This is a genomic window from Psychrobacter sp. CX18, from assembly GCF_057396215.1.
This window is the reverse complement of record NZ_JBXYJH010000001.1, coordinates 277,841-302,299: the sequence shown is the minus strand read 5'-3', so window position 1 is coordinate 302,299 and position 24,459 is coordinate 277,841. Positions and strand designations below refer to the sequence as shown.

Below are 24,459 nucleotides of genomic sequence, written 5' to 3'. Positions count from 1 at the left end.
ATCTGATGCTAGAGATTAGTGTTTGATTAGTATGAATAGTGGATTATTCTTGTTCTTTAAGGTGGCTCATTAATACAATCATATAGTAGCTTAGAGGTTGAATAATCCACAGCGCCATTATTGTTAAAGAAGCTTTCTACTATAAAGCCGTATTTCATAGTTGTGACAATTAAGTGTTCATTTTGATTATTAATACTATCTCTTGTGAGATAAAGCATCCCTGATGCAGGTGACTCGTGCACGGTGTAAATTTGGTCATTCATAAACAGACTTATAGAATGAGGATTCGTTAATTCGGTATATGAATAACCCAGCTTTACCGACTTGCCGCTAGCATTTCTACACTCAACTTCACCTCTCTCATCATTTGCCGCTGCTAACTCTATCTTAGACTCTATACTGGATGAGGCTGGCTCTGAACAGGCCACTAAGGTCATACCTATAAAACCCAAACTCAACCCTTGGATTAGTTTATCTTTAACTTTTTTGTCCATGACAAACTTCGCCTGTATGTTGAATTAAACTCATGTCAAATGTTTATCAATCTCCTAGTTTGACTTTGACTATAGCATTGTATGCGCTAAAACTTAAGTAGCTATTCCTGAGCTATTCCTGCCGTCCGCTATTATCTGCCTTGCAATGCCATGCAGACTATCGTGACCAGAGGCGTTCCAACATTCGAGCGACCTCCTCTAGCCACAGTCTGCAATGGCATTGACTTCGGCAGGATAACCGCTCCAGTCAGGGCTAGCGGTCACATCGTATCCTTGCCAGTATTTATCGTGTTATGTAATTTTCTATTTTAAACCCCATTCCCCAGATTATTAACGCTATCTAAAGTTGACCACTACCAAACGAAACATAACCCACTACAGAATGCAAAACAGGTAAAATAAAAACATCTATTATTTAACCTACTAAATATACGCCTATGATACCAAACACGATCACACACAAGCCTTCACCTACTTCAACTGCATCCTACCACAACCTAGGCAGTAAATCGCTCAACCGAAGCTGGTGGCGGCACTGGGTGTATCCGTTGTTGTTTTTGTTGGCAATGGTGCTATCGTTATCGACTTATTTGACACTGGATTCGATTCAACAGTCGGTGCGCGATTATGTGACTGATAATCAAAGGGCGCTGGTTGGTGGTGATTTGATTTTAAGCAGCAAGCAAGCGTGGACGCCCGATGTGCTAGAGGCGGTACAAGCGTTTGAGTCGGTAACGGATTCAAAATCCGCTGGCTCTGCTAATAAGAACGTTGAATCAGGCGTGGTCTATGATTATCAATTTAATGCGATGGTGTCTAACGTCAATGCTGATACAAACGCTAACGATGATTCAGACGTGCATACCCTGCTCGCCCGTGTAAAAGCGGTATCGAACCAATACCCTCTATATGGCGAGGTGGTGTTAGCGTCAGGCAAACCGCTTTGGCAGCAGTTGCAGCCCAATACGGTGGTGGTGGAAACACAAGTGTTGACAGGGCTGAATCTTAAAGTCGGCAATAAGGTCAAAATTGGTGATGCGGTGTTTACTATAGCCGATGAGCTGGTCACTGAGCCTGATCGTCCGTTGACTGCCTTCGGGTTTGGCGCACGGGTGCTTATGAGCGTAGATGACTTAGAAGCGACCAATTTAATGGGGCAACGTAGCCGAGTTAATTACCGTATTGAGTTGGCGGCTAGTCCTGACGCCATTGCTAATGAAAAAACCAAGCTTGAACAAATTATTAACACTCTGCCCGCCTCGCAAGATGTGGAGATGACGACGGCGGATGAGTCAGATACGTCGGTGACTGAGGTATCGGATAATGTACTGATGTTCTTAAAACTGCTGGTGATTGCGGTGTTGTTTTTATCAGCGGTGGCACTCTTGAGTGTGGTAAAGGCGTTTGTTAGCTTGCAGCAAAACTCAAATGCCATTCGTCGTGCACTCGGAGAGTCGGTACGTTCGATTAAACGCAGTTATTATTTGCTATTTTTGGGGATGGCGGTGCTGGCATGTATTGCCTCTGGATTGTTAAGTCTGGGAATGCTCAATATAGGTGCTCAGTATTTAACCGCTATTTTGCCGCCTGATATTCAGCTATCTATAAAGCTAGTTAGTTTGGTCAAAATCAGTATCGTGGCGTTGGTAATTACGGCATTGGTAGTGCAAAAAAGCTTGTATGCGGTCACTCATACCAAGCCATCAGCGGTGCTCAAACAGTCTACTAGCAATACCCGCCAACATCCGCCTGTTTATTGGTATGGTTTGGTGTTATTAGCAAGTTATGGGCTACTCGCCTATGAGTTTGGCTCACTGTTGACAGGCTTACAGGTATTGGGCGGAATGCTAGTGCTGGCGGGCAGTTTTTGGTTACTTGGTAAGGGGTGGTTGTGGCTACTGGCAAAACTTATAGAGCGTGGCTTGTTTGGTAAGAGGCTTGTGAGTAAACAGTCCGGATGGATGGCACGTATCGCGGTACATAACTTATCCCGTAAGGGCAATCAGTCGGGGCTATTCTTTGTCACCCTTGCCTTATCGGTGGCAGTATTGACCATGATTACGCTGTTAAACCATAGCCTCAATAAACAATTTGTACAGGCGTACCCTGAAGATGCACCAAATCTGTTTTTGCTCGATGTACAAAGCGACCAACATGATAAATTGAACATGATGATTGACTCGCCGATTACTTATTATCCAGTCGTACGTGCGAGAGTGACTGAGGCTGGCGGTGTGCCTGCAGACAAGATTGAGGTGCCACAAAGTGAGGGCGATGACCCGACTCGGGTATTTAACTTGAGCTATGCCGATAGCGTGATGGATACTGAATTTATTAAAGAATCGGTAGCGCCCAACCAGCTTTATGCACCGATTACGGCTGACTCTCAGGCTAATAATGAAGGTGACAGCAAAGATGAGATCGTGCCGTTATCTATCTTAGATTCTGCTGCTGAACTACTTAATGTGGGTATGGGCGATCAAGTACGCTTTAATATTCAAGGTATTGAAATCGTCGGGCAAATTACCAGTATTCGGGAGCGCTATGAGCGTGGCCCTAGTCCGTTTTTCTACTTTTTGTTTGAGCCTGACGTTTTGGCAGATGCACCACAAATTCAGTTTGCCACGACCAAAGTAGATGCCGCTCAAATTCCACAATTACAAACTGACCTTGTGCGGGCGTTTCCTGCGATAACCACGATTGATGGTGGGGCGATTGCCAAGCAAGTTCAGGGCTTTGTGAGTCAGATGAGCCGCTTGGTGCAGGTGTTTACCCTGCTAGCGATGATAACGGGGATTATGGTGCTAATTACCTCGTTGCTATCTACCTCGCAAGACCGCTTACGGGATAGTGCCTCGTTTCGATTGCTCGGTATGCAAAAGCGGGATTTGTATAAAATCAATATGCTTGAGATTGGCTTACTTGGCGTCAGTGCGGGTGCGTTTGCGGTAGTGCTGGCGAGTAGTACGGCTTATGTGCTTATTACACAGTGGTTTAATCTGCGCTTTAGTATCCCTTGGGGTAGCTTTGCACTTGGTGCGGTGTTACTCGTTGCGGTGTTGTTGATTATTGCAATTGGCTATGTGCGCTTGGTGATTGGGCGTGGGATTATGGCGAGGGTTCGTGGGATGGTTTGAGGGCTTTGCTATTAATAGGTTTCCGCAGAATTTGATAAAAGTCAAATATAGGAATGGATAAAGGTTTGCGGGTGGATTGACTGTAGCTAATCCTGCTTTTTGCTACTATCTTGGCTTGCACGGCGGTAGGCACTAAAGCTAGGGTCTTTCCTGAATCAGCGATAACACCCCTAAAAAAGTGCCTTCGACACCGTGTTGTTTCAAGTATATATATCAATCAGGGCTAAACCCGCTCATTTGAACCAGACTTACAATTACATAAAAAGACTCCTTAGCTAATCAGCTACGAATTTTTTTCTTGTCAAAAAACCTCTATCAAAATCATACAAGACAGATGGCTTACCAATTGTTATGTTACCTTTTAGGTTCTCTGTATCAATCGTTTCATTCAAGAAGTCAAATGCAAGCTCATTTGCTTTCAAAACCACTTTTACTTCAGTAGTTGAATTTTCCGTATTTTCAAAAGCTTCATTAAAATAGCTATCAATTTCAGTACTCTTACTGACTACATCCAAAGCACTACTTTTAAATCTTTTATCCCCAATTAAGGCTATATCATCTTTACTTACCTGACTTTTTCTAACTATTACATCAAGCTCATCATCTTTTATTATTTCAAAAGTGTACAATAGGTGTTCTCGTCTCTGATAACAATATATACCTAATATGAATTCCGCTCTATAGGATTCGAAGTCGATCATAACATTGTTGTATGTTTTTACTTTTCTTAATACAGCATCAATAGAATGCTCAACTACTTGTGAATAATACTCTCCGTTTGCTAGAGAGTTCATCTGCTCGTCTGTGAACATCGGAGCACCCTCATATCCATCAATATCATACGTACTATTGGCAGATTTAGACTCTAAACCTGCCTCACAGCTCATTACTAACTTATATTCACCATTAACGTAAAAAGGACGTAAATTTGACAAATGATTAGTGATAGAGTTCATTAAATGTTGAGCAACTAGAGTACTACCTGAAAACGCAACTACACACCTGGATTCAGATATATAGCCTTTGTAGTCCTTAAAATATCCATTAATGAAAATAGGTCTCATAATTCTGATTGGTACTTCTACAACCTTTTTAAAGCCTTTAATAAGTATCATCTCATTACCAAAATAAGGTTTTGTAATATTGCCATCAGCAGCAAAATATAGGCTTCCTTTATTAAAACCATCTTTATTGAATCCAGCTATTACTAAAGTCACATTCATAACCTCTAAATTTAAATAAGTAACTAGATTAATTGTAAAGACTTATAAAGCCCTCTGTGGATTGTGATTGGTAATTCAAAATTTAAATTAGCTTCAGGATTTATAAATCTAAATATTTTATGATCATTACTTTTTTTTATATTACCAATAATACTAAAATTGAAAAGAACTTCCAAAACAAAAGTATAATTATTATTATATTTAAGTTTACCCTCTTCTAAATAAACCTGATACTCTTCCCTAAACTCTTCAACACTTAAATTAGCTTTACCAATTTTAGAAATAATTTCAAATATAATTTTAATATCAGGTAATATACTATGCACCTCATCTGTTAATTCACTCCTGAAATATCTAGAATAAATAATATCTTGTGTCGTTACGGTATTAGGGTGAATCTTATATTGGTTTGATTCGTAGGCTTGTTTAGCACAAATTTGTATATATTTTATAAAATCTCTAGGTCTTAACAGGCTTTCACGTGCTATCCAATCATATATCTCTATACTCTTATTTTTATTTTTTCCATATGCTATTTGATTTCTAGAAAAAAATTGTCTCCAAACTCTACTGAAATTATCACTATTTTCATTTAGCGCTTTCGATAGCCTGTATACTATTAATGACTGCATAGTAAATTTAGTCCAACTCAAATTTACTATTAAATCACTCCATTTATTTTTATCATGATCTTCAATCAAGTCGTATATATCATCTCGCAAAAAAATCACTGGATTCACTTTTAAACTTGCTTCGAAAGATATGGCTTTTATATCCTGTATTGCTTTAAATAGACCAGAGATTAAGTTTAGGTAATTTCCTTTCTCATCTGTAATGGATTGGTACTTATAATCTTCATCTAATTCATCAAATAATATAAAGTAATTAGACCCATCAATATTCTCAACTATTAAATCCTCAAGAAAATCAACTTTATCTATCCAACTCATTTTTACTTCACTATGAGAATAACCTCTTGAGTAAGAGAATATTTTAGCATCTAGGCTGAGCTCATCAGACGTAATTTTCCTTATTTTCCTTGATAAGCCTTGGTTAGGTTTCTTAGGCAATATGTGCTCTATAGAATTTCTAAATCTACTATCTATTGCCTGATTCTTATACATCAGAGATATTATTTCCATATAAATAATGAATTTCCAAATAGTTATATACTCGTTTGGATTGGTAAACCTATCATCCTTTAAAGAATACAATTCATTAAAGGGAAAATTCTTAAGGGAAATATTTATAGCAAAAAAATTGTAAGATATTTGTGAGTTTAAGAATCGGGCGATCGCTGTCTTTCCAGTACCCTTTCTACCTATAACGTATGATTTACTCCCGTTTAAGAGCATATCTACATCAAGTGTTTTGTAAAAATATTTATTAGTATCTTCTAGCTTAGCATCTATTTTCCATCTAGCTACTTCAGCAAACGCTTCTCTTCTGCTCATAACACTTCCAACTAAGTAAGGACTTTAGATTTTATATACCTAAATTGTACCAAAAAAAGCAGTATTGGTTAAAATTCATCATTCTATTCTATTTAAAAATAGAATAGAATGATGACGCCAAGCCAAACCTACGTAAACTTAGATGGGTAATATTATTACGTAAGCTAGTAATTTCTCTGAATCTAGCTTGATAAAAAAGCTTTGCCTAATATCGTAAACGTTGCCTTGGGGAGCGGTTTAGCCCCGATTGAAGCGAATATACTTGGTAAAGCACTGTGTTGCGGACGCTTAGCCAGCGGCTTATCAAGGCAACAGGAACGATAATGGCTTTTAGCGCCCACCACCGTGCTAGCCAAGATAGCAGCGAATGGCGCGATCAGCTACATTCTCACAAACCCATCCAATTTCTCAATCCGTCCAAACCAAGCGTGCAAATCGTCATACGTCGATAAGTCTAACCCACCCACGCTAGCAAGATGCGTATACACATACACGCTAATATCCGCCAAACTTACTGCATTGCCCAATAAAAACGACTGGTCTGCAAGATGATGATTCAAATAACTTAAAATATCTTGTGATCTAGCAAATTTCTGTTCATATTCAGCCAGTCTGCTCGGTATCATATTTTGAAAACGTTTGATAAAGCGTACTGAGGCGATATTGGTTTTGATTTCGGCTTGTTCATAGAATAGCCATTGCAACATTTTGGCGTATTCAATTGGGTCAGTTGGTATCAGATGAGAGTCTTTGGCGAGATAACATATGATGGCACTGGACTCTAATAGTATGCTAGGTTCGCAGTGGTCGCTATCAGAGCTGATCACTAAGGCAGGCACTTGTCCAAGTGGATTAATCTGTAGAAAGTCAGGATTTTTGTGCTCGCCAGCCAACAGATCAATCTCAATCCAGTTATAGTCTAGGTTTAATAGTTCACAGGTGAGTTTAGTTTTATAGCTATTGCCCGATATTGAGCTTCCGTATAGCGTGAGCATGAAGTGTCCTCAGTTATGGTGATTTTAAGTGTATTTTAATAAGCCTATCATTAGTTGTCTTGAGATGCGGTTTAGCCCTGATTGAAGCGGATATACTGCCAGTCTGAACAGGATTCAGTGGTCAGATTTGGGGCGGCGCGCGAAGCAAGCGACGCCACAATCTGATACCACTGCCCTGTTCAGACTGGCAGATAGTAGCGGAAAGCAGGAAATAGCTACAAAATCAGCTACATAATTCTAACGACAGAATATACCTGTAAAGCAATCTGTTGAGCTTCCTGCTTGCCAAGGATTAGGGATTTGCAATACTTCATCAACCCGCTGTCTGGCAATATAAATATCTTGATAGTCATCACCATTGGGTTCAATTTCACCACGGCGCTCAGCGTCTGAGGTTTGCATAAACTTTAAGAATTTCTCAGCGTCTTTTGCCAACTGACTGTTGGGCTGATGCGACAACTCAATCATTGCCAAATTATCTTCTGGTTCATAGAAGTAGTGCATGGCATCGTCTGTCCAATCTGTGTTATCAGAACCATAGATTACAGAGAACCGGTAGATGTTATACAGTTGCTGGGCTTCTTGCTTATGGCGTCCATTTGGATAACGCTTTAAATAATCTTCCCAAAACAAAGCGCGCTCTATAAGGTTTTCTAAAGAGACAGTAATGGCCGCATCATTCCAAAAAATATCCTGATTGTCCTTTGCCATACGCTCAAAGAAGGCACGGTCTTGTTTGGTTAAATAAGGGGCAAACCGAGACACCATTGCTGATAAATCATGACTAAAAGTATAGTATCCCTCGCCTATGTGCTTAAGATAAACGTCTTCATCGCTCTGTGATAATGTGAGTAAGTATCTAAGATGTGGATTTAGAGTTGCCTGTTCAGTCTTTGAGAGGGTTTCGCCAGAGTCTACCTTGTATGCTAGATTACTAAAAACTCCGATGTCTTCCCCACCCCGTAAGCCGTCGTCTAAAAAGCGGTTATACATCTTATCGTATTCTGTGAGTAGCTTGAGCGCAGTTTTACTGTCCGTTTGTTTTAGACAAGCAGGAAGCACTTCATTAACTTGTTTAATAGCCTCTATCTTACTGGTATTGCTGACTTGTGACATCATGGTACTCACGGCATCGCAGTTCGCCTTAGTTGTATCGACGTTTATCGCTGTTACCGTGCCTTTTTCTACCATGTCTTCTTTTTTAATACTTTCTGCATCATCAGCAGTTTCTATAGGCTTTGACTCAGCTTGGCTAGCTTTCGTAGGCGTTGGTTTAGCTTGAGTTAGTTCGTCGGACTGTGTATCACAGGCGCTCATACTGATCAATAATAACGAGGTGATGAGGTATCGGTTTTTTAGAAGGGTCTTCATTAAATGTATCCAATCTGATTGATGGCTATGGGTAGAGAATAGTTTTAAGTAAGTAGCGTGGGTATAACGAAGTGGAACCCACGAAGGTTAAATTCACACAGGTTATCACTCACACTCCCAACTTCTATGAGTATGTTATTTGTGTAGAGCCTTGCTTACTACTACGAACGTCAACTGGAGGAGCGGTTTAGCCGTGACAGTAGCGGATATACTTGGTTGACCGCTGGGTTGCGGTGACTTAGCTAGGAGCGGTATCGAAACAACAGGAACGCAACTGGCTATTAGTCACCGCCCCAGTGGGTAACCAAGATAGTAGCGAATGGCGCGATTAGCTACTTCTATTTTTACTGTTTTTTCTCTAACATCATCCCATTAAAATAACCTCGCATACCGCAGTTCAGCTTTCGATACTGGTCTCCCATATCTCTGACAAGTATCTGCGGCTTACCTTTGTAGGTAGCAGGATACAATCTCAGTTCAGCAGGATCGTCTAATTCATAACTGGTTAGTGTCCAGTGGTTCTCAGACCATTGAGCTAATTGATCCGAGATTGAGCAAATATGCGCATTACTAAATATCATAGTACTGTCGATAACGGCGAGATAAGGCTTTTTGGTAACGCTTAAAATATCAATGCTATTGGTTTCGTTGAATACATCGTACTCATTTTTAGCGTCAGGATTATAGACAGATATCTGTGTTGTCGTACTAAATCGACCAAAAGCATTAGACTTGGGTAGATTCGCTGGCGCAATGTCTTCAAGGTAGTCCATCGCCACACCTAATTTAGGCGTGCCACCTAGGCGCTCTCGATATTCACGAATTAGACAGGCTGTATCTTTACAAGTATTGCGCTGGAAGATAAGCCACTGAATTTGTTCAGCACGTGTTTGCTCTATATAGTCGTACTCATTGTCTTTAGCATCCTCCATCTCGGCTGAGTATTGCACTGCTAACTCATCATCAAGTTTTGATAATCCGGGATTGGCACAGATTAATTTTTCGACTGTGCTACTGGCTTAATTGCAGTCGAAACTGGCGGAATACGCTGATGCAGAATAAAAACTGATGCTTAGAAGCGTGAGTGATGCTAACCATAATCTTTTCATGACTGACCTTATTGTTATACTTTAATTAAATTATTATTTAGTAAGTATTTATATAATACACCATCTCTACTTAGGGTACTAGATTTGAGACCATTGGCTATTAGCTTTTAAAAACCGCAAGATTTGGAACGATTTATAAGGGTAGAGCTAATAAAAATACAACTTACAAAAGTCTCTTCATACACACTATTAATTCATAGTTTACAGTCGTATACTTAAAGAGTAACCCTCAGCGTCTTTCATATGTTGTTTAGTTGCATCCATAAATATGACGGACTCTAATGCAACCAAGGAGAACACTATGAAGGAGCGTACGCAAAAAAATTCAATCAAAAGTGTCAGTAAAGACTGGACCGATGGTAATCAAGACAAAGATACTGGCAAACAGAGCAATGTTGCTCGCATCGATGAGACCTGTCAGCGTCTGCTACAAAATGTCAATGAGGCAATGTACAAGCTCAATGAGGACAAGCTGAATGCATTAACTCATTGTGAAGACAGCTTGGCAGGCTGTGGATGCGGCTCGTCATCTTCTGGCACGCCTAAAGTCGATTTGGTCATACTCATCGATGCCAGTGGCTCAATGTCATCGGCAGCTACTGCAGTTGCCGAAGCGGCTGATGAGGCGTTGCGCAAGGCCGCTGATGAATGTCCATCAGACTTGCGCGTTACATGGCTGGCTGTCGATGGTTCAAAATCTGGTGCCAATCCATCGGGGGATTTGGGAGATATTACCTCAACCCTTGCCGGCACCAATTTTACCCAAACTCATCAACAATACCTTGAGGGTATTGGCAGTTTAGGCCCTTTTAAACAAGATGAACCGCAGCCTGCAGGAGACTCTACCTACCCTGGCGAGGAGGGCGCCGATTCGATTGCTGATATTAGTAATTTTTATGATTGGCGAGACGGGGCGTGTAAAGCTATCTTCTATATCAGTGATACTGCCCTTGATGGTTATTCAGCATTCTACGATGCCTCTGCAACCAATGCGACTGCTGCTGCTTTAGCTAATGGGGTGGTGGTATTTGCTCATAAAATAACGCCCGGCAGTAATAATAGCCCTGCTGTTGTCGCCTCTTATGACCACATGACTGATCCAACTGGAGGCAGCACTTATCATGGCCCAGTCAGTGAGGAGCAATACGTCACCTTATTAATCAATGCTATTTGTAATGCTTGCGGCTCTGAGTGCAACGAGATAGACCTACCGACTATTGAGCCTTGTGTCTCTATCAAGTGGGGGGACAGTGACTGCGACTGCTTTGAGACAGATGATGTGGAAATTGCACTTATTTCGGTGTGTAATTGCTACTCGAACCTTACCTTAAGTAATGTCCACATCGCACAACTGCAAGTGACGATGGAGGATGGCTCAGCGGTCCCTACCCTGCCTGATGGTACGCCTTCTGTTGAAGTGATTCCCAGCGGTGGGATATGCTTTGGTGATATCGGACCCTGTGAGGAAGAAGGGGTTAATTGTGTGTCACGTGAGATAGTCATTCGAACTCGCGGCGCAAAAAGCGGTAAGTATCAGGTGCACGTTGTTGGGCTCTGTTATGACGTTATCTTGACTCAATATTATAAGACTTGCTTTACTTTAGAATTATGTAAGGACTAAAGTTATATAAGGATTAGGAGTGGCTACCGGTTCTGATAGCCAGTGAATACGAAGCTGGTTAATACGAAACTGGTTAATAAAAAGCTGGGTAGTTCCCCGATTCTTATTAACCAGTAAGCGTAGCGTGGGTGCAACGAAGTGGAACCCACGAAGTTTAATATTAACGTAGGTTATCAACTACACTTTCATTTTATATAAGGGTGTTTTCGCGAAGAGGCTTGCTTACCACTACGAACGTCAACTGGATGAGCGGTTTAGCCGTGACATGAGAACCGTTAAAAATTGCACTGCAATTTTAGGTTCGCAAGAGAAAATGCTTTAACGGGCATTTTCTGAGCGGATATACTTGGTGAAGCATAGAGCTGCAGGCGCTTGGCAAGGGTCGTTATCGCTGAGTCAGGAACGACGCTTGCCAGTAGCGCCTTTAGAAAATCATAGGTTTTCTCATGCGTCGGGGTAAAGCAGTGCTTTACTTAATCCCTCCTCATAGGCAAGCCAAGATAGTAGCAAATGGCGCGATTAGCTACTCAAACGGCAATAGTCTCCATCACTAATACAAAATGACGCACCAAAAACCCACAGCTTTTAATAGTTAAAGGTAATGCCGTGGGTTTCGCTTCACTACACCGCACGCTATCCTTTCTGCCTACTAAGATATACCTTCGACTATATAACCCCTACTGCCTCTTGAAAATCTGACCATCAAAATAGCCACGCATTCCGCAGTTCACTTTTGCATATTGGTTGTTAAGGTCTCTGACTAGTATTTGGGTTTTACCCTCTTGAGTGACCGGATAAAAGCGCAATTCGGTCGTTACGCCGTTGTAAGCGTCCCTGATTTCCCAATGGTTCTGCGCCCAGCGTGCTAAAGTTTCATCGACGCTACAGGTATGTCCATTGGCAAAATCAAGCCACATATCAATGACGGCAAGATAAGGCCTCTCATTGACTTTCATGATATGCAGTCTGTTATTTTTGATGGTAGCCTCGTTGTTATTAACCTTATCATTAACATTGAGATTAACCTTGTCATCAACAACAGAAACTTTTGACGAGCCAACAAAGTGTCCAAAGGCCTCATCGTCAACGAGGTCGCCACGACCACGGTCATTACCACAATCAACCTGACACCCCAATCGTTCTTCATATTCACGCATAAGGCATGATTCATCTTGGCAAGTATTGCGCTGAAAGGTGAGCCATTTGAGTTGCTCAGAGCGAACACGATTGACAGCGTCGCTACCGTTTCGCTTTGCTTTTGCAAGCTCATCATTGTACTGCTTTGCCATCTTTTCATCTTGCTTAGACAATATTGGACTCGTACAAATTGAATTTTCGACTGTGCTACTGGCTTTGTTACAGTCAAAACTAGCTGAGTGTGCAGGTAGAGAATATAGGCTCGCGCTTAGAAAGGTAGAAAAGGCAATTGAAGTTAATGTCCAATTTTTCATAGCGTTTCTCCTAATGACGAAAGATAAGAAAGATAAGACGGATAAGACGTGTGTTTAAGATTATTCCACATCCTTTATGAACATTTGTGATGATAGTTATTATATTTACTTTAAATAAACATGAAAATTATAGTTTACAGGCGTATACTAAAAGTGTGGCACTTATTTATTCTGATATCATTTTATGTGTCACGGCAACAATACTAATGGCTAGTACAATAGGAATAGCTAGTACGATAAGAATGGCTAGCAGAGCACAAACAAGGAGAATACTGTGATGGAACATAGCAATAAAAATACGGCAAAGCGTGTCAGTAAAGATTGGACCGACGGCAATCAAGATAAAGATACCGGAAAGTATAGCGATAATAATAGAGCATACGACTCGTGTGATCGTGTTATTCAAGACATGAATGAGGCAGTGGATCAGCAACGTGAGTCGACGGATTGTGAAGAGGGTGAGGAAGGATGCTGATAATGAGCTTGATCCAGCTATGACTAACATTGCTCACTTATTAACAAAGGCTAAGTACTAGACTGCCTATAAAGCTAAATGGCATCTTTTTGACATGGGTAAGCTTAAGTAAGTATGCGACCACAGATAGTGATAATTATTTAACCTCTAAGCTGTTTCAGCTTTATACATTAAATAATCTAACTTATCACTTAGCGTTTATCTAATAGTCGCTCAAAGAGGAGAAGACAGTGGCTAAATTCACCCTTAGCCACTGAGCTGTTGAACCTTTAAGTCTGGCACGTTTTGCTTGCTGCTTGTGCCTTTTGATATACACTATCTGCATCCACGCCTTGGGCTTTTAATTCGTTGAGATACTTTTCAGTTTCAGATTTTAGCAAATCCTTCCATCTAGGATCATTTAATGGATCTGGTATTTCGACAATAGTATCCCCTTTTGCAATCGCTTCCTCTTTGTACTTAGCATCTTCACTATCAAAGACTTCACCTGCACGGCGAGACATTGCGGCTCCAGAATTATCGTCAATTACCTTTTTTAGATCATCTGGTAAACTCTCATATTTCTCTTTATTCATCGTAGCAAAGATAGCAGGACTATACAGCGGGATATCGGTATGCGTATTGAGAAGTTCATTTAATCGAAATGCGCCGACGCCATCCCAAGTGAAACTGACTCCATCAATCACACCGCGTTGCAACGCATTATATTGATCAGGTGCCGGTAGACCTACTGGCGTACCGCCTGCTGCTTCAATGATATTGATGGATATGATAGAAGGGCCTCTCATACGTAAACCTACCATATCTTCGGGCTTCTCAATCACCTTATCTACAGAGTGCAAAATGCCTGGACCGGATGCCATCATAAATAATGGATGAGTATCGTCATATTCACTTGATATCACCTTGTCATCATACAGCGTTTGTAAAATACAATTTAATTGACTTGAGGAAGTAGATAGTCCTGGAAGCTGGGTTATTTCTGTTAGTGGAAAGCGGCCGTTAACATAACCGGGAATTTGGACACCTATATCAACCACACCTTTCACAGTGGCATCATAGGTATTGTCAGGCTTACTTAAAGAGCTGGAAGGATATATCTCAACTTTTAGTCTGCCATCCGAATCTTCCTCGATTTGCTTAGCCCAAGGTTCGAACAGCTCTTTGTGGATGACGCCAGTGGCGGGCCATAAATGCGAAAAGCGTAATGTGGTTTGTTCTGTTGCTTTATCACCCGTGGTATTGGTGGCATTATCCGTATTATTGCATGCACTTAAAGTGAGTATTGCAGCGAGAGCGATACTTGAATAGCTTAATTTTTTCATCAGAAACTCCTTTTAAAAATAAACATCGATATTAAATACGCTTTAATATCTTATGTTTTAATGAATACATCCTTGATTCATTTATACTCAAATGTAAATTATAGTATGCAGTATGGGTAGCGTGCGGTGTAGCGAAGCGAAACCCACGACTTAAGCTTCTAATAAGAGTTGTATATATCACTTCAGCACAGATACCCTACTACATTAGAGTATCTGGCTAGATTCAGTAGAGACTTAATCATATTTAAATAGCGTCTTCTCCCATATGTACATAAAATTCCTCAGGATTACTATAAGTCTTCATCTGTAGTTGACCATTAGATTTAATATATCCTACTTGTTTGGCATAACGCTCCCACTCAAGCACAAGCTCCCGCGTCTTTTCAGGGTAGACGTTTGCTAAATCTATTAACTCAAGCTCATCCTCTTTTAAGTTATAAAGATGCCAATGCTTGCCGTCACCATAAGGGGGTGGCTGGAATAACACTTTCCAGTCTCCTTTGGTTAAGGACTTATTTTCCATAATTTCAAAGCCAATGACATCATTATCACCCCGATGCTTAGCTGTGCTTGCCCCTGTGAGTATTTTGGCATACGATTTGCCATATAAAGGGGCTAAGGGCTGTCCGTTAATGCTAGTCGGGCGGGTACTGTGGGTCAATTCAAGTATGGTAGGAAACAAGTCGGTGACATGAATACGATTTTGCGTATCGATACCCTTTGCTTTAATGCCATGTCCGGAAACGACAAGCGGTGTTTTGGTACCGCCCTCATATGACGTTAGTTTGAAATAGGACAGTGGCGTATTGGCTACTTGCGCCCATCCTTCCCCAATGGATATAAACGAGTTGGGACGTCCTATATTGTCGTAACTATTATCAAATTCTTTTTCGATTTGCTCTTTGGTATTAGGCGCATAAAACCAAGGCTGTTTTGGGTTGGCCCCGTTATCCGACATAAAAAATACAATAGTGTTATCCCATTGATTCATGTCTTTAATTTTATTGATGACACGGCCCATTTGCGCATCCATACATTCAAGCATCGCGCTATAAACTTCCATGGCTCGGGCTTCCATACGTTGTTGTTCTTTGGGTAAGCTGTCCCAATTAGGTATATTACTATCGCCGGGGTTTAACGGTGTATTTGGTGCTAATAAACCCAACTCTTTCATTTTCTTTAATCGGCGTGACTTGGTGACTTCATAGCCAACATCATACATACCTTTATAATTATTGATCCATTTATCAGGTACCTGAATTGGGTCATGCGGTGCAGTAAAGGCTAGATAAGCAAAAAAAGGATTGTCATCTGTTTGCTCCCCCAAGTACTGAACCATTTTATCGGCAAAGTTAATCGATGAGTAAAAATCCTCTGGTAAACGATCCAAGCGAGTATCATTTTCCACATAAAAATTGGTACCCATCTCCGTACGTGACAAAGGACGCATATCCGCCCAATGACTGGAACCACCCCCCATAAAAGCAAAAGATTTATCAAAACCTTGCTGGCTTGGGTATTTATCCTGACGGAAGCCTAGATGCCACTTACCTGACATATAGGTATGATAGCCATTAGACTGCAATACCTCTGCAATGGTAGTCACACGGTCATTCAGCCAACCCTCATAACCAGGTCGATTAAATTGATTGGTAGTGTGAAAAGGCGGCATATTGCCAAGACCACATAAGTGATTGTCAACGCCTGTTAATAACATTGCCCGAGTTGGCGCACATAGTGATGACATATAGGAGTGACGAAATCTTACACCCGTATTACACAGTTGGGAAAGATAGGGCATTTTAGCTTCGCCACCATAGGGGGTAGCATCACTAAAGCCCATATCATCAACCAAGACCACTAATATATTAGGCCTTTTTGGTTTTGAGTTATTCTGTAGTGCCTTATCGCCCTTTAAGACCGTAGACGCACTAAAACCTGTATTAGTCATTGCCATAGAACTAAATCCAATCATTGTTTTAAGAGTATCTCTTCGACTGATAACCATCTTACCCCCTTCCTTGGGTTCATTTAATCCAATTGAAATATGGTTCGCAGCATTTTACTCTGATAAATTTGACGAGAAGGAAGTATGTTGCTGCACCTTATAGAATTAACCTTAAGGTCTTACTGCTACTATTGATTCCGCGACTTTGCGAGGTGCTGTCTCTTTAATAAAGAAACTGGCTATCATACCGATGATGACGCCCACCAAACTTAGGTAAAATATATTCTCAATCCCATAATTCTCAGCGATAACGCCTGACAATACGGGTGCGATACCGCCACCAAATATCTCGCCAGCCCCAACCACTAACCCGATCGATGAAGCAACCAGTCCTGCTGGTGCAGACTCAGCGGCTAACGGTCCTGATAATAGCGCAATTAAGCCTAAACTAAAAAAAGATAGTACAAACAGCACACCGAATAACTGGGGCACGGAAGCGGAAGTGTTGGCTAAAATATAGATGAATATGGCAGAGCCTAGAAAGCTTAAAATAGAGGCCATACGGCGGCCAATCCAATCGGATATAGCAGGTACTAAGAACTGACCTACAAACCCACCAAAGCCAATAGCAGAGACGATGATACCCATGTCTTGTGGGGTTAATTTTAGAAAATTCTCAAGATATAATGGCAACATAGCACTGATAACAAAAACACAGGACATGGTGCAACATAGACCAACCATGCTTAACAAGATATTGCGGTTCTTAAGTAACTCAAACCAGCTTATCTTCTCCTGTGATACCAGTGCTTTTTTCTCAGCAATGAGTATCTGACCGCCTTGAGTTTGGTCAGGTTCGCGTAAGACGAAAAACAGTAATATGGCTAGGATAAAGCCGGGAATCGCTACCACCCAAAATACTTCGCGCCATGAGGGCACAACCAACATCAATTGTGTCGCAATAATAGGCCCTAACCCCAGACCAAATAAGGCAAAGCCACTTTGTTGTAAGCCTTGTAATGCGCCTCGGCGTGATGGTTTGGCCGCCACAGCCGTCGCCGCAAAACTGGTAGGACAAAACGCCCCTTCAGAGACACCCATCAAAGAGCGGATGAGTATTAAGCTGGTCAACCCCATAGCCGCACCAGAAAGTCCTGACGCTAATGAGAACATTACCAGTGAGGCAATCAAAATTTTTCGATGTCCAATTTTATCCGACAATCTACCCGAGAAAATCGCAAATATCCCCCATGCAATCCCCAGCGCACCAAATATTAAGCCGACATCTTGATAGTTTAGAGATAAGTCACGCATGATTGAGGGCAGCAATGGGGCAATAATCCAACGATCTAAGCCAACCAATCCGAAAGCCAACGTCAGTAACACCACTACCTTCCATTCGTAGGCGGTATCCCATTTTAAAGTTTTCATCTCAACATCCTTTTAAGTGAATTTAGAAAAAGAAAATGAATCAATGTGTTCCACACTTTGTTCAACACTTAGACAGCGCTTGGATATCACTGATTTGGTTAGTGTTCTTTTTCACAGTATTCAAGAACCTCCTTGTTCCGATACTTCTGATTATAGACGTATTCATTGTTTAGAAGTTGCGAACAGTCATGTTGTTATTTTCGCATTGTTAGTGGTTGTTTAATAACGTATGTTGTAAAGGTCAGGGGAGTTTTTAAAGGTTGTCCCTCAAGGAAGAAACCCACCGCGTTGACCTACGCAGATGTCAGATGTAAAGGAGACGGATATGGATGTCTATACCACTAAGCTAGGTAGTTTAGATCACTATGAAAAAGGATCTATTCAGATCATTAAAGGCGCAAAAACCGATTACGCCTTCTCAAATATTTTTGAAGTTGCCGCAAATGCCAAACCTTACGAAAAAACCATTGTTGGTAAGAACCTAAAGTTCGTTATTGAAAGTGTACGTGCTGAAGGTCAATCACCTTGGTACACCGCGTCACATGATGAATTCGTCATCGCTATGGATGGTGAAGTGAGAGTAGACTTCCTAAAACTAAATGAGTCCTCTGTGATCTCAGAAGATCAAGAAGGCACGCATTTAGCAGGTGAGCAGCCGGATGGCGATGTGATGGGTTACGTATTATTAAAGCAAGGTCATCAAGCCCTTCTCCCTAAAGGCTCTGCCTACCGATTTGAGTCCTCAAAACCTTCTGTTATATTGATTCAGACCATTCAAGGTCCACTATCTGTCGAAAAATGGCATGATATTTGTTTTACATGATATTTGTTTTAAATAGTCTATTAAGACTAAATCACTCATTTAGTTTTAATATTTTTAAGGCCTCAAAACAAGGCTTTCAAACAAGGCATTAAAGCAAGAAAGAATTAATATCCTAACAAGGGAATTACACACTATTCAAGGAGAGAAAAAATGACTGTTACTTTTGAAGATACAGGTGTCAACGTCATCGCTCGTGATGACATAACCGGCTACGCAACGTTTCAACTGGGTAAATTTGTATTCAGTAGAGACGAGTATTTTGCCAAAATTACTTGGGAAGCCAAAAACGAGGAATACTCTCATTTAATGTCGGTTGATGCTTTCTTGAGAGCCTTGATGCGCGATGTCGCATGGGGTTTCTTTTATGGCTGGGTCAACTTTGACCATGTCATTGGCACTCAGAATCATTACGGCAGTGTCGATCTCTATGCGGGTACCTATAATGGGGTGTTTAGAGAAGCCGGTGTCGATTATATCGAAAACTTCGAAACCCCAGTTATTATGCAGACCTTTAAAGCCATATTACATGACTGGGTCAATGAAGGGTTTGATCCTTTTGCGGCGCCTGAAGAGACGGGCAGTGCCTTTGGTCGCAACAACGGTAATAACAGCGAGGCTATTGATCGTTATCGTATTGCAACTAAACGTATGCCAGGATTAGAAGGTGACTCTCCTTTACGTGATGACTTACCTGTTAACCGCCAATTCCTAGATGTTCCGCAAGATGAGCCGGTTGTCTACTGCGAGCCGGGCTTTGAAGGTGAGCTGAGTGGTTTTAACCTCTTTAAATATCTGTCTCGCTCGGATGTCACGTGGAATCCATCGGTGACCTCTGTCTGTAAAGAGAGTCTATTTTGCCCAACGACCGAAGAGTATATCTTACCTGTGTTCCATGGTAACGACCGCGTCGAATGGTTTTTACAACTTTCAGATGAAATCACGTGGGATATCGGCGACAAAGTGGATGGCAGTCCCATTGCACGCGTCATCATGAAAGCCGGTGACATCGCCGCCATGCCAGCCAATATACGTCATCAGGGCTCATCAACCAAACGCTCTATGTTACTTGTCTGGGAGAACGCCACGCCAGATATTCCAGACAGATATGCTTCAGGAGAGTTGCCACCTTATCCTGTGCAGTTTTAAGACAAGGACAGACGCAAAAGCTAGTTCTTACGCAAAAGTTAGGTACGCAAAATCAATGGTTGATATATTGAAGGCGGCTGGAAATTAGGTAGGACGAATCTGCAACGACCAGTCAAACCATCAGATAATGGATACCAGTCGCTATATGTCTTCATTCAGCGTAAGTAGCAATTGCCGCATCCCTCATAACTATTTTTAAAGGGCATTTTGTCCTTTACCCCTCTCATTCATTTAGTAGGTTACACTATGAATACTCAATTATTTATTGACGGTCAGTTCGTTTCGGCGAAAAATGGTGGCACGATCGACGTTTTTAATCCCTATAATGGCGAGCTCATTACCAAAATCGCGGCGGCTGAAGCCGAAGATGTGGATTTGGCGGTTGCGGCAGCAAAGCGCGCTTTCCCTGCTTGGTCTGCCATGGGCGCAGCTGAGCGTGGCAGATTGCTATTGAAATTAGCAGACCTAATTGAAGAGAACTTAGAAGAATTGGCTCAGCTTGAGTCTTTAGATACCGGTCACCCCATTCGTGACTCGCGCCGTCTTGATGTGCCACGTACGGCGGGATGCTTCCGTTACTTCGGTGGTATTGCCGATAAGATCGAAGGCTCGGTCATACCGGTCGAACCTGGTTTTTTAAACTATGTCTTGCGTGAACCCATTGGGGTTGTCGGTCAAATAGTACCGTGGAACTTTCCTCTGATGTTTACCAGTTGGAAGTTAGGTCCTGCTCTAGCAGCAGGTAACACCGTGGTATTAAAGCCCTCTGAGCTGACCCCTTTATCGACCATCAAAATAGCCGAGCTTATCAAAGAAGCGGGCTTCCCTGATGGCGTGGTTAATGTGGTCGCAGGCTACGGTAAAACAGCAGGACAACGCCTTGCCGATCATGAAGATGTCGGCAAAATTGCCTTTACCGGTTCCACAGCGACAGGGCGTAGCATTGTCCACTCTTCCGCAGGCAACTTAAAGCGCGTCCAGCTTGAGCTTGGCGGTAAAGGGGCCAATATTGTCTTTGAAGATGCCAACATCGATGCGGCAGTGAATGGGTCTGCATGGGCGATCTTCCATAACCAAGGACAAGCCTGTATTGCAGGGTCACGTTTGCTATTACATGACTCAATTGCTGATGAGTTTTTAGATAAATTTATCAAGCTTGCAGAGTCTATAAAGCTAGGTGACCCGTTGGATCCAGAAACAGAGATGGGGCCGCTTACCTCTGAAGCCCACCGTGATAAAGTGCTCTCTTATGTAAAAATCGCTGAAGAAGAAGGGGGTAAAATTCTCTCTGGGGGTAAATCTCCTGAGGACGAAGCGCTTAAGAAAGGGTTCTATCTACTACCTACTATTGTCGATGCCAATCCAAAAGACCGTGTCGCTCAAGAAGAGGTATTTGGTCCGTTTATCACCGTCTTACGCTTTAAGACTGATGAAGAAGCACTAGAGATTGCCAACTGTACCGAATATGGCCTTGGCAGTGGTTTGTGGACCAAAGACATTCAACGCGCGCATCAATTTGCGAAAAAGATTCGGGCGGGTATGTGCTGGATTAATTGCTACAAGCGTGTCAATCCAGGCAGCCCATTTGGAGGCGTTGGTAAATCAGGTTATGGGCGTGAGATGGGCTTCGAGGCCATTCATGACTATACCGAAGCTAAGTCAGTCTGGGTCAATGTGGACGCCAAGATTCCGCCACATTTTGATAGAAGCTAACGCTAAATTAGTGGGACGACACATAATTGGAGACGACAGTCATGGATGATTTTCACTATAAAGCCTTACCGCTAGATGTGCATTTTGGTACAGGTAAATCCTTACAAGCTAAGCAAATACTAGTCGATAATGGCTATAAGAATGTATTAGTGCTTACCACACCTGACCAAGAAGCATCTGGTGAAAAACTTGCCAAACAATTGCAAGGTATTTGTGCTGGCGTCTACCCGCATGCAGTGATGCATGTCCCGATAGATGTCGCCGATAACGCTATCGAGTTTGCAAAAGCCAATCAAATCGACTGCTGTGTTGCATTAGGTGGTGGCTCTACCATTGGTCTCGCCAAGATGATAGCGTTAAAAACAGATATCCCCATCGTTGCCATACCGACAACCTATGCCGGTAGTGAGATGACATCGGTGTATGGGTATACCGAAGATAACTTAAAAACAACGGGCAAGGACATCCGTGTTCTGCCTAAAATTACTATTTACGACCCTGAGCTCACCTTGACCTTACCCGCTCAGGTTTCCGCTTGCTCAGGTATGAATGCTATGGCCCATGCCGTTGAAGCATTATATGCTCAAGATAAAAATCCTATTATCAGTCTATTAGCCATTGAATCCATCAAATCGCTGGCAACGGCTTTACCTGCGATTGTAAAAGATTTAACTGATATGACGGCCCGCCAGCAAGCGACGTATGGTGCTTGGCTGGCTGGGGTGTGTCTGGGTTCGGTTGGCATGGCTATTCATCATAAAATATGTCATACCTTAGGGGGTACTTACAACTTACCCCATGCTCAGGCCCATGCTATTACCCTTGCCTACTCCGTACACTACAATCGCAATGCGGATATCGAGGCAATGGACAAGCTGGCAGAGGCCTTAGGGATTAGCAGCCGTGACAATCTGGGTGCCGCCATTTATCGCTTAAACGAATCTTTAAATATTCCTCTGGCGTTAAAGGATATAGGCTTGCCTGAGGATGGCCCTGCGACAGTGGCTCAGATTGTCTGTGACAGTCCCTATTATAACCCTCGTGACTATGAGTTCGATGAGTTAAAGGACTTGTTAACCAAGGCTTACCAAGGTTTACCCCCTGCCTAGTTTTGATTGTTACCGAGATTATAGTCACTGTAGATTAGACTCACTGTATAAGTACGCTTGTTTATAACTTTAATGCCTGCTAACTCTAAGCCCTAGTACTTATAAGCCCTAGTACTTATAAGCCCTAGTAATTATAAGCCGTGCTAATGTTAACCCCTGCTTAGGATAAGCAGGTTGCCTACCACCTCTTAATGAGACAGTTGGCGATGACAAATGGAATTGATCATGAAACCAACCTCTATAAACAATGACGCCAAAGACTCCGTTGCCAATGCAACTAACAGTATTACTAACAATGATACTAAAAATGTCACTAACAATGCTGCTAAAGTCGCAATCCCTGCAAAAGTGACTGATCAAGCGGTTAAAAGCTTTGAGCATATTGAAAACCCTCGACACAGACGCCTTATCATGACGTTGGTACAAAATCTGCACAACTACGTTCAAGAGGTGCAGTTAACGGAAGAGGAGTGGCTGTATGCGATTAACTTCCTCACCGAAACAGGGCAAATGTGTCATGGTCAACGGCAGGAGTATATCTTGTTATCTGATGTACTGGGGGTGTCTATGCTGGTCGATGAAATTAACAATCAAAAGGACGACAGCCAAACCCCTTCTACCGTATTTGGACCATTTTTCGTCGACAAGATGCCGATACGCAAGTTTGCAGATAGTATCGTGGTAGAGGGCGAGCAGCCTGCTATTCCTTTGCTGGTGAAAGGTCAGATTCGCAATGCTAACGGCGATCCCATTAGTGAAGCCTATATCGATGTCTGGCAAACTGCGGATAATGGGATGTATTCTGGACAAGATCCTGAACAACAAATCGACAATTTACGCGGCTTATTCATTAGTGAGTCTGATGGTCGTTATGCCTTTAAGTCAATCTTACCTGTCAGTTATCAAATTCCGTCAGACGGCACAGTAGGACGGCTGCTCAATTATGCCAAACGCACGTTTTGGCGACCTGCTCATATCCATTTCAAAATAGTAGCTCAGGGCTATCAATCATTAGTCACCCATTTGTTTATAGAAAATGATGACTATCTGCAAAATGACGCCGTTTTTGGCGTGAAAGACCGTTTAATCGTGCAGCCAACGCTACAGCATGCTGATGAATATAGTAAAACCATATACGGGCTGAATAAGGACTATTACCAAATCGAATATGATTTTGTACTGTCAGGGGGCTAATAATGACCCAGTTAATCAAACTATGTGAGCAGGCTGATTTTGCAGAGGAAAGCTGTCTGCGAATTACCCATCCGCATGATAGTAAAAAAAGCATCCTAATTATTCAAAAAGACAACCGTTTATACGCTTATGAAAATGTATGTCCCCACTTCTCGATACCCCTTGATTATAAAAAAGGGAAGTTTCATACCTATCGAGATCAAGTAATGTGTGCCCATCACTCCGCCATGTTCATTATTACGACGGGAGAATGTGTAGACGGGCCTTGTCGAGGTCACTCTCTGACACCAGTGTCCATCGATGTTCAAGATGGTGTGGTATTTTTGCAGAATTTCTCATAAGGTTACACCACCTTGCATCATATCGTTAAAACAGTGTATTCAACAGACCCGACTTATAAAAGGCAAAAGAAGAAAAAGATACTACCAGTAACAAGACCA

Annotated in this window: 18 protein-coding genes and 1 pseudogene; 9 read left to right on the top strand and 10 right to left on the bottom strand. The window is 42.0% G+C overall.

Features of this window, described 5'->3' with window-relative positions:
• Positions 1 to 56: 56 nt before the first annotated feature.
• Entirely contained in the window at positions 57 to 494 is a 438-nt protein-coding gene (locus AC2SLT_RS01225; protein ID WP_486545502.1) for a hypothetical protein, read from the bottom strand.
• Positions 495 to 931: 437 nt separating this feature from the next.
• Here AC2SLT_RS01225 and AC2SLT_RS01220 point away from each other — a divergent pair, with 437 nt between their 5' ends.
• Complete coding sequence (locus AC2SLT_RS01220) at positions 932 to 3,631, top strand: ABC transporter permease (protein WP_486545500.1); 2,700 nt, start codon at positions 932 to 934, stop codon at positions 3,629 to 3,631.
• 275 nt (positions 3,632 to 3,906) lie between these two features.
• On the opposite strand, the gene AC2SLT_RS01215 is transcribed toward AC2SLT_RS01220, so the two are convergent.
• From AC2SLT_RS01215 to AC2SLT_RS01195, 5 genes and pseudogenes are all read right to left on the bottom strand, one after another.
• The gene (locus AC2SLT_RS01215) at positions 3,907 to 4,854 is read right to left on the bottom strand and encodes a hypothetical protein (protein ID WP_486545499.1); all 948 of its coding nucleotides are present in this window, start codon (positions 4,852 to 4,854) and stop codon (positions 3,907 to 3,909) included.
• Positions 4,855 to 4,877: 23 nt separating this feature from the next.
• Entirely contained in the window at positions 4,878 to 6,308 is a 1,431-nt protein-coding gene (locus AC2SLT_RS01210; RefSeq protein ID WP_486545498.1) for a P-loop ATPase, Sll1717 family, read from the bottom strand.
• 380 nt (positions 6,309 to 6,688) lie between these two features.
• A complete protein-coding gene (locus AC2SLT_RS01205; RefSeq protein ID WP_486545497.1) occupies positions 6,689 to 7,303 on the bottom strand; it encodes a glutathione S-transferase family protein in 615 nt (204 codons plus the stop codon).
• 237 nt (positions 7,304 to 7,540) lie between these two features.
• The gene (locus AC2SLT_RS01200) at positions 7,541 to 8,674 is read right to left on the bottom strand and encodes a hypothetical protein (protein ID WP_486545495.1); all 1,134 of its coding nucleotides are present in this window, start codon (positions 8,672 to 8,674) and stop codon (positions 7,541 to 7,543) included.
• A gap of 344 nt (positions 8,675 to 9,018) precedes the next feature.
• A pseudogene (locus AC2SLT_RS01195) lies at positions 9,019 to 9,678 on the bottom strand (lysozyme inhibitor LprI family protein); the annotation flags it as partial.
• Between the two features lie 406 nt (positions 9,679 to 10,084).
• Between AC2SLT_RS01195 and AC2SLT_RS01190 the strand changes: the two are divergent.
• Entirely contained in the window at positions 10,085 to 11,404 is a 1,320-nt protein-coding gene (locus AC2SLT_RS01190; protein ID WP_486545493.1) for a hypothetical protein, read from the top strand.
• Between the two features lie 677 nt (positions 11,405 to 12,081).
• Here AC2SLT_RS01190 and AC2SLT_RS01185 read toward each other — a convergent pair.
• Entirely contained in the window at positions 12,082 to 12,855 is a 774-nt protein-coding gene (locus tag AC2SLT_RS01185; protein ID WP_486545492.1) for a lysozyme inhibitor LprI family protein, read from the bottom strand.
• 274 nt (positions 12,856 to 13,129) lie between these two features.
• On the opposite strand from AC2SLT_RS01185, the gene AC2SLT_RS01180 reads away from it, so the two are divergent.
• Complete coding sequence (locus AC2SLT_RS01180) at positions 13,130 to 13,330, top strand: hypothetical protein (RefSeq protein WP_486545490.1); 201 nt, start codon at positions 13,130 to 13,132, stop codon at positions 13,328 to 13,330.
• Between the two features lie 269 nt (positions 13,331 to 13,599).
• Here AC2SLT_RS01180 and AC2SLT_RS01175 read toward each other — a convergent pair whose 3' ends face one another.
• From AC2SLT_RS01175 to AC2SLT_RS01165, 3 genes are all read right to left on the bottom strand, one after another.
• Positions 13,600 to 14,655, bottom strand: a complete 1,056-nt coding sequence (locus tag AC2SLT_RS01175; RefSeq protein WP_486545488.1) for a TRAP transporter substrate-binding protein — start codon at positions 14,653 to 14,655, stop codon at positions 13,600 to 13,602.
• A 244-nt stretch (positions 14,656 to 14,899) separates the two neighbouring features.
• Positions 14,900 to 16,663 (bottom strand): arylsulfatase, encoded by a 1,764-nt coding sequence (locus tag AC2SLT_RS01170; RefSeq protein ID WP_486545487.1) that lies wholly within the window; start codon positions 16,661 to 16,663, stop codon positions 14,900 to 14,902.
• A 111-nt stretch (positions 16,664 to 16,774) separates the two neighbouring features.
• Positions 16,775 to 18,034 carry an MFS transporter gene (locus AC2SLT_RS01165; RefSeq protein ID WP_486545485.1) on the bottom strand — a complete coding sequence of 420 codons (1,260 nt, stop codon included), beginning with the start codon at positions 18,032 to 18,034 and terminating at the stop codon, positions 16,775 to 16,777.
• A 301-nt stretch (positions 18,035 to 18,335) separates the two neighbouring features.
• On the opposite strand from AC2SLT_RS01165, the gene AC2SLT_RS01160 reads away from it, so the two are divergent.
• The 6 genes from AC2SLT_RS01160 (at position 18,336) to AC2SLT_RS01135 (ending at position 24,360) form a co-directional block, all read left to right on the top strand.
• Positions 18,336 to 18,857 (top strand): cupin domain-containing protein, encoded by a 522-nt coding sequence (locus AC2SLT_RS01160; protein WP_486545483.1) that lies wholly within the window; start codon positions 18,336 to 18,338, stop codon positions 18,855 to 18,857.
• A 150-nt stretch (positions 18,858 to 19,007) separates the two neighbouring features.
• Positions 19,008 to 20,003 carry a hydroxyquinol 1,2-dioxygenase gene (locus AC2SLT_RS01155; protein ID WP_486545481.1) on the top strand — a complete coding sequence of 332 codons (996 nt, stop codon included), beginning with the start codon at positions 19,008 to 19,010 and terminating at the stop codon, positions 20,001 to 20,003.
• A gap of 246 nt (positions 20,004 to 20,249) precedes the next feature.
• Entirely contained in the window at positions 20,250 to 21,716 is a 1,467-nt protein-coding gene (locus AC2SLT_RS01150; RefSeq protein WP_486545479.1) for an aldehyde dehydrogenase family protein, read from the top strand.
• Positions 21,717 to 21,757: 41 nt separating this feature from the next.
• Positions 21,758 to 22,825: a maleylacetate reductase gene (locus tag AC2SLT_RS01145; RefSeq protein ID WP_486545478.1), complete on the top strand. Its 1,068-nt coding sequence runs from the start codon at positions 21,758 to 21,760 to the stop codon at positions 22,823 to 22,825.
• Positions 22,826 to 23,050: 225 nt separating this feature from the next.
• Positions 23,051 to 24,019, top strand: a complete 969-nt coding sequence (locus AC2SLT_RS01140; RefSeq protein WP_486545477.1) for a dioxygenase family protein — start codon at positions 23,051 to 23,053, stop codon at positions 24,017 to 24,019.
• 2 nt (positions 24,020 to 24,021) lie between these two features.
• Complete coding sequence (locus AC2SLT_RS01135) at positions 24,022 to 24,360, top strand: Rieske (2Fe-2S) protein (protein WP_486545475.1); 339 nt, start codon at positions 24,022 to 24,024, stop codon at positions 24,358 to 24,360.
• Positions 24,361 to 24,459: the final 99 nt, after the last annotated feature.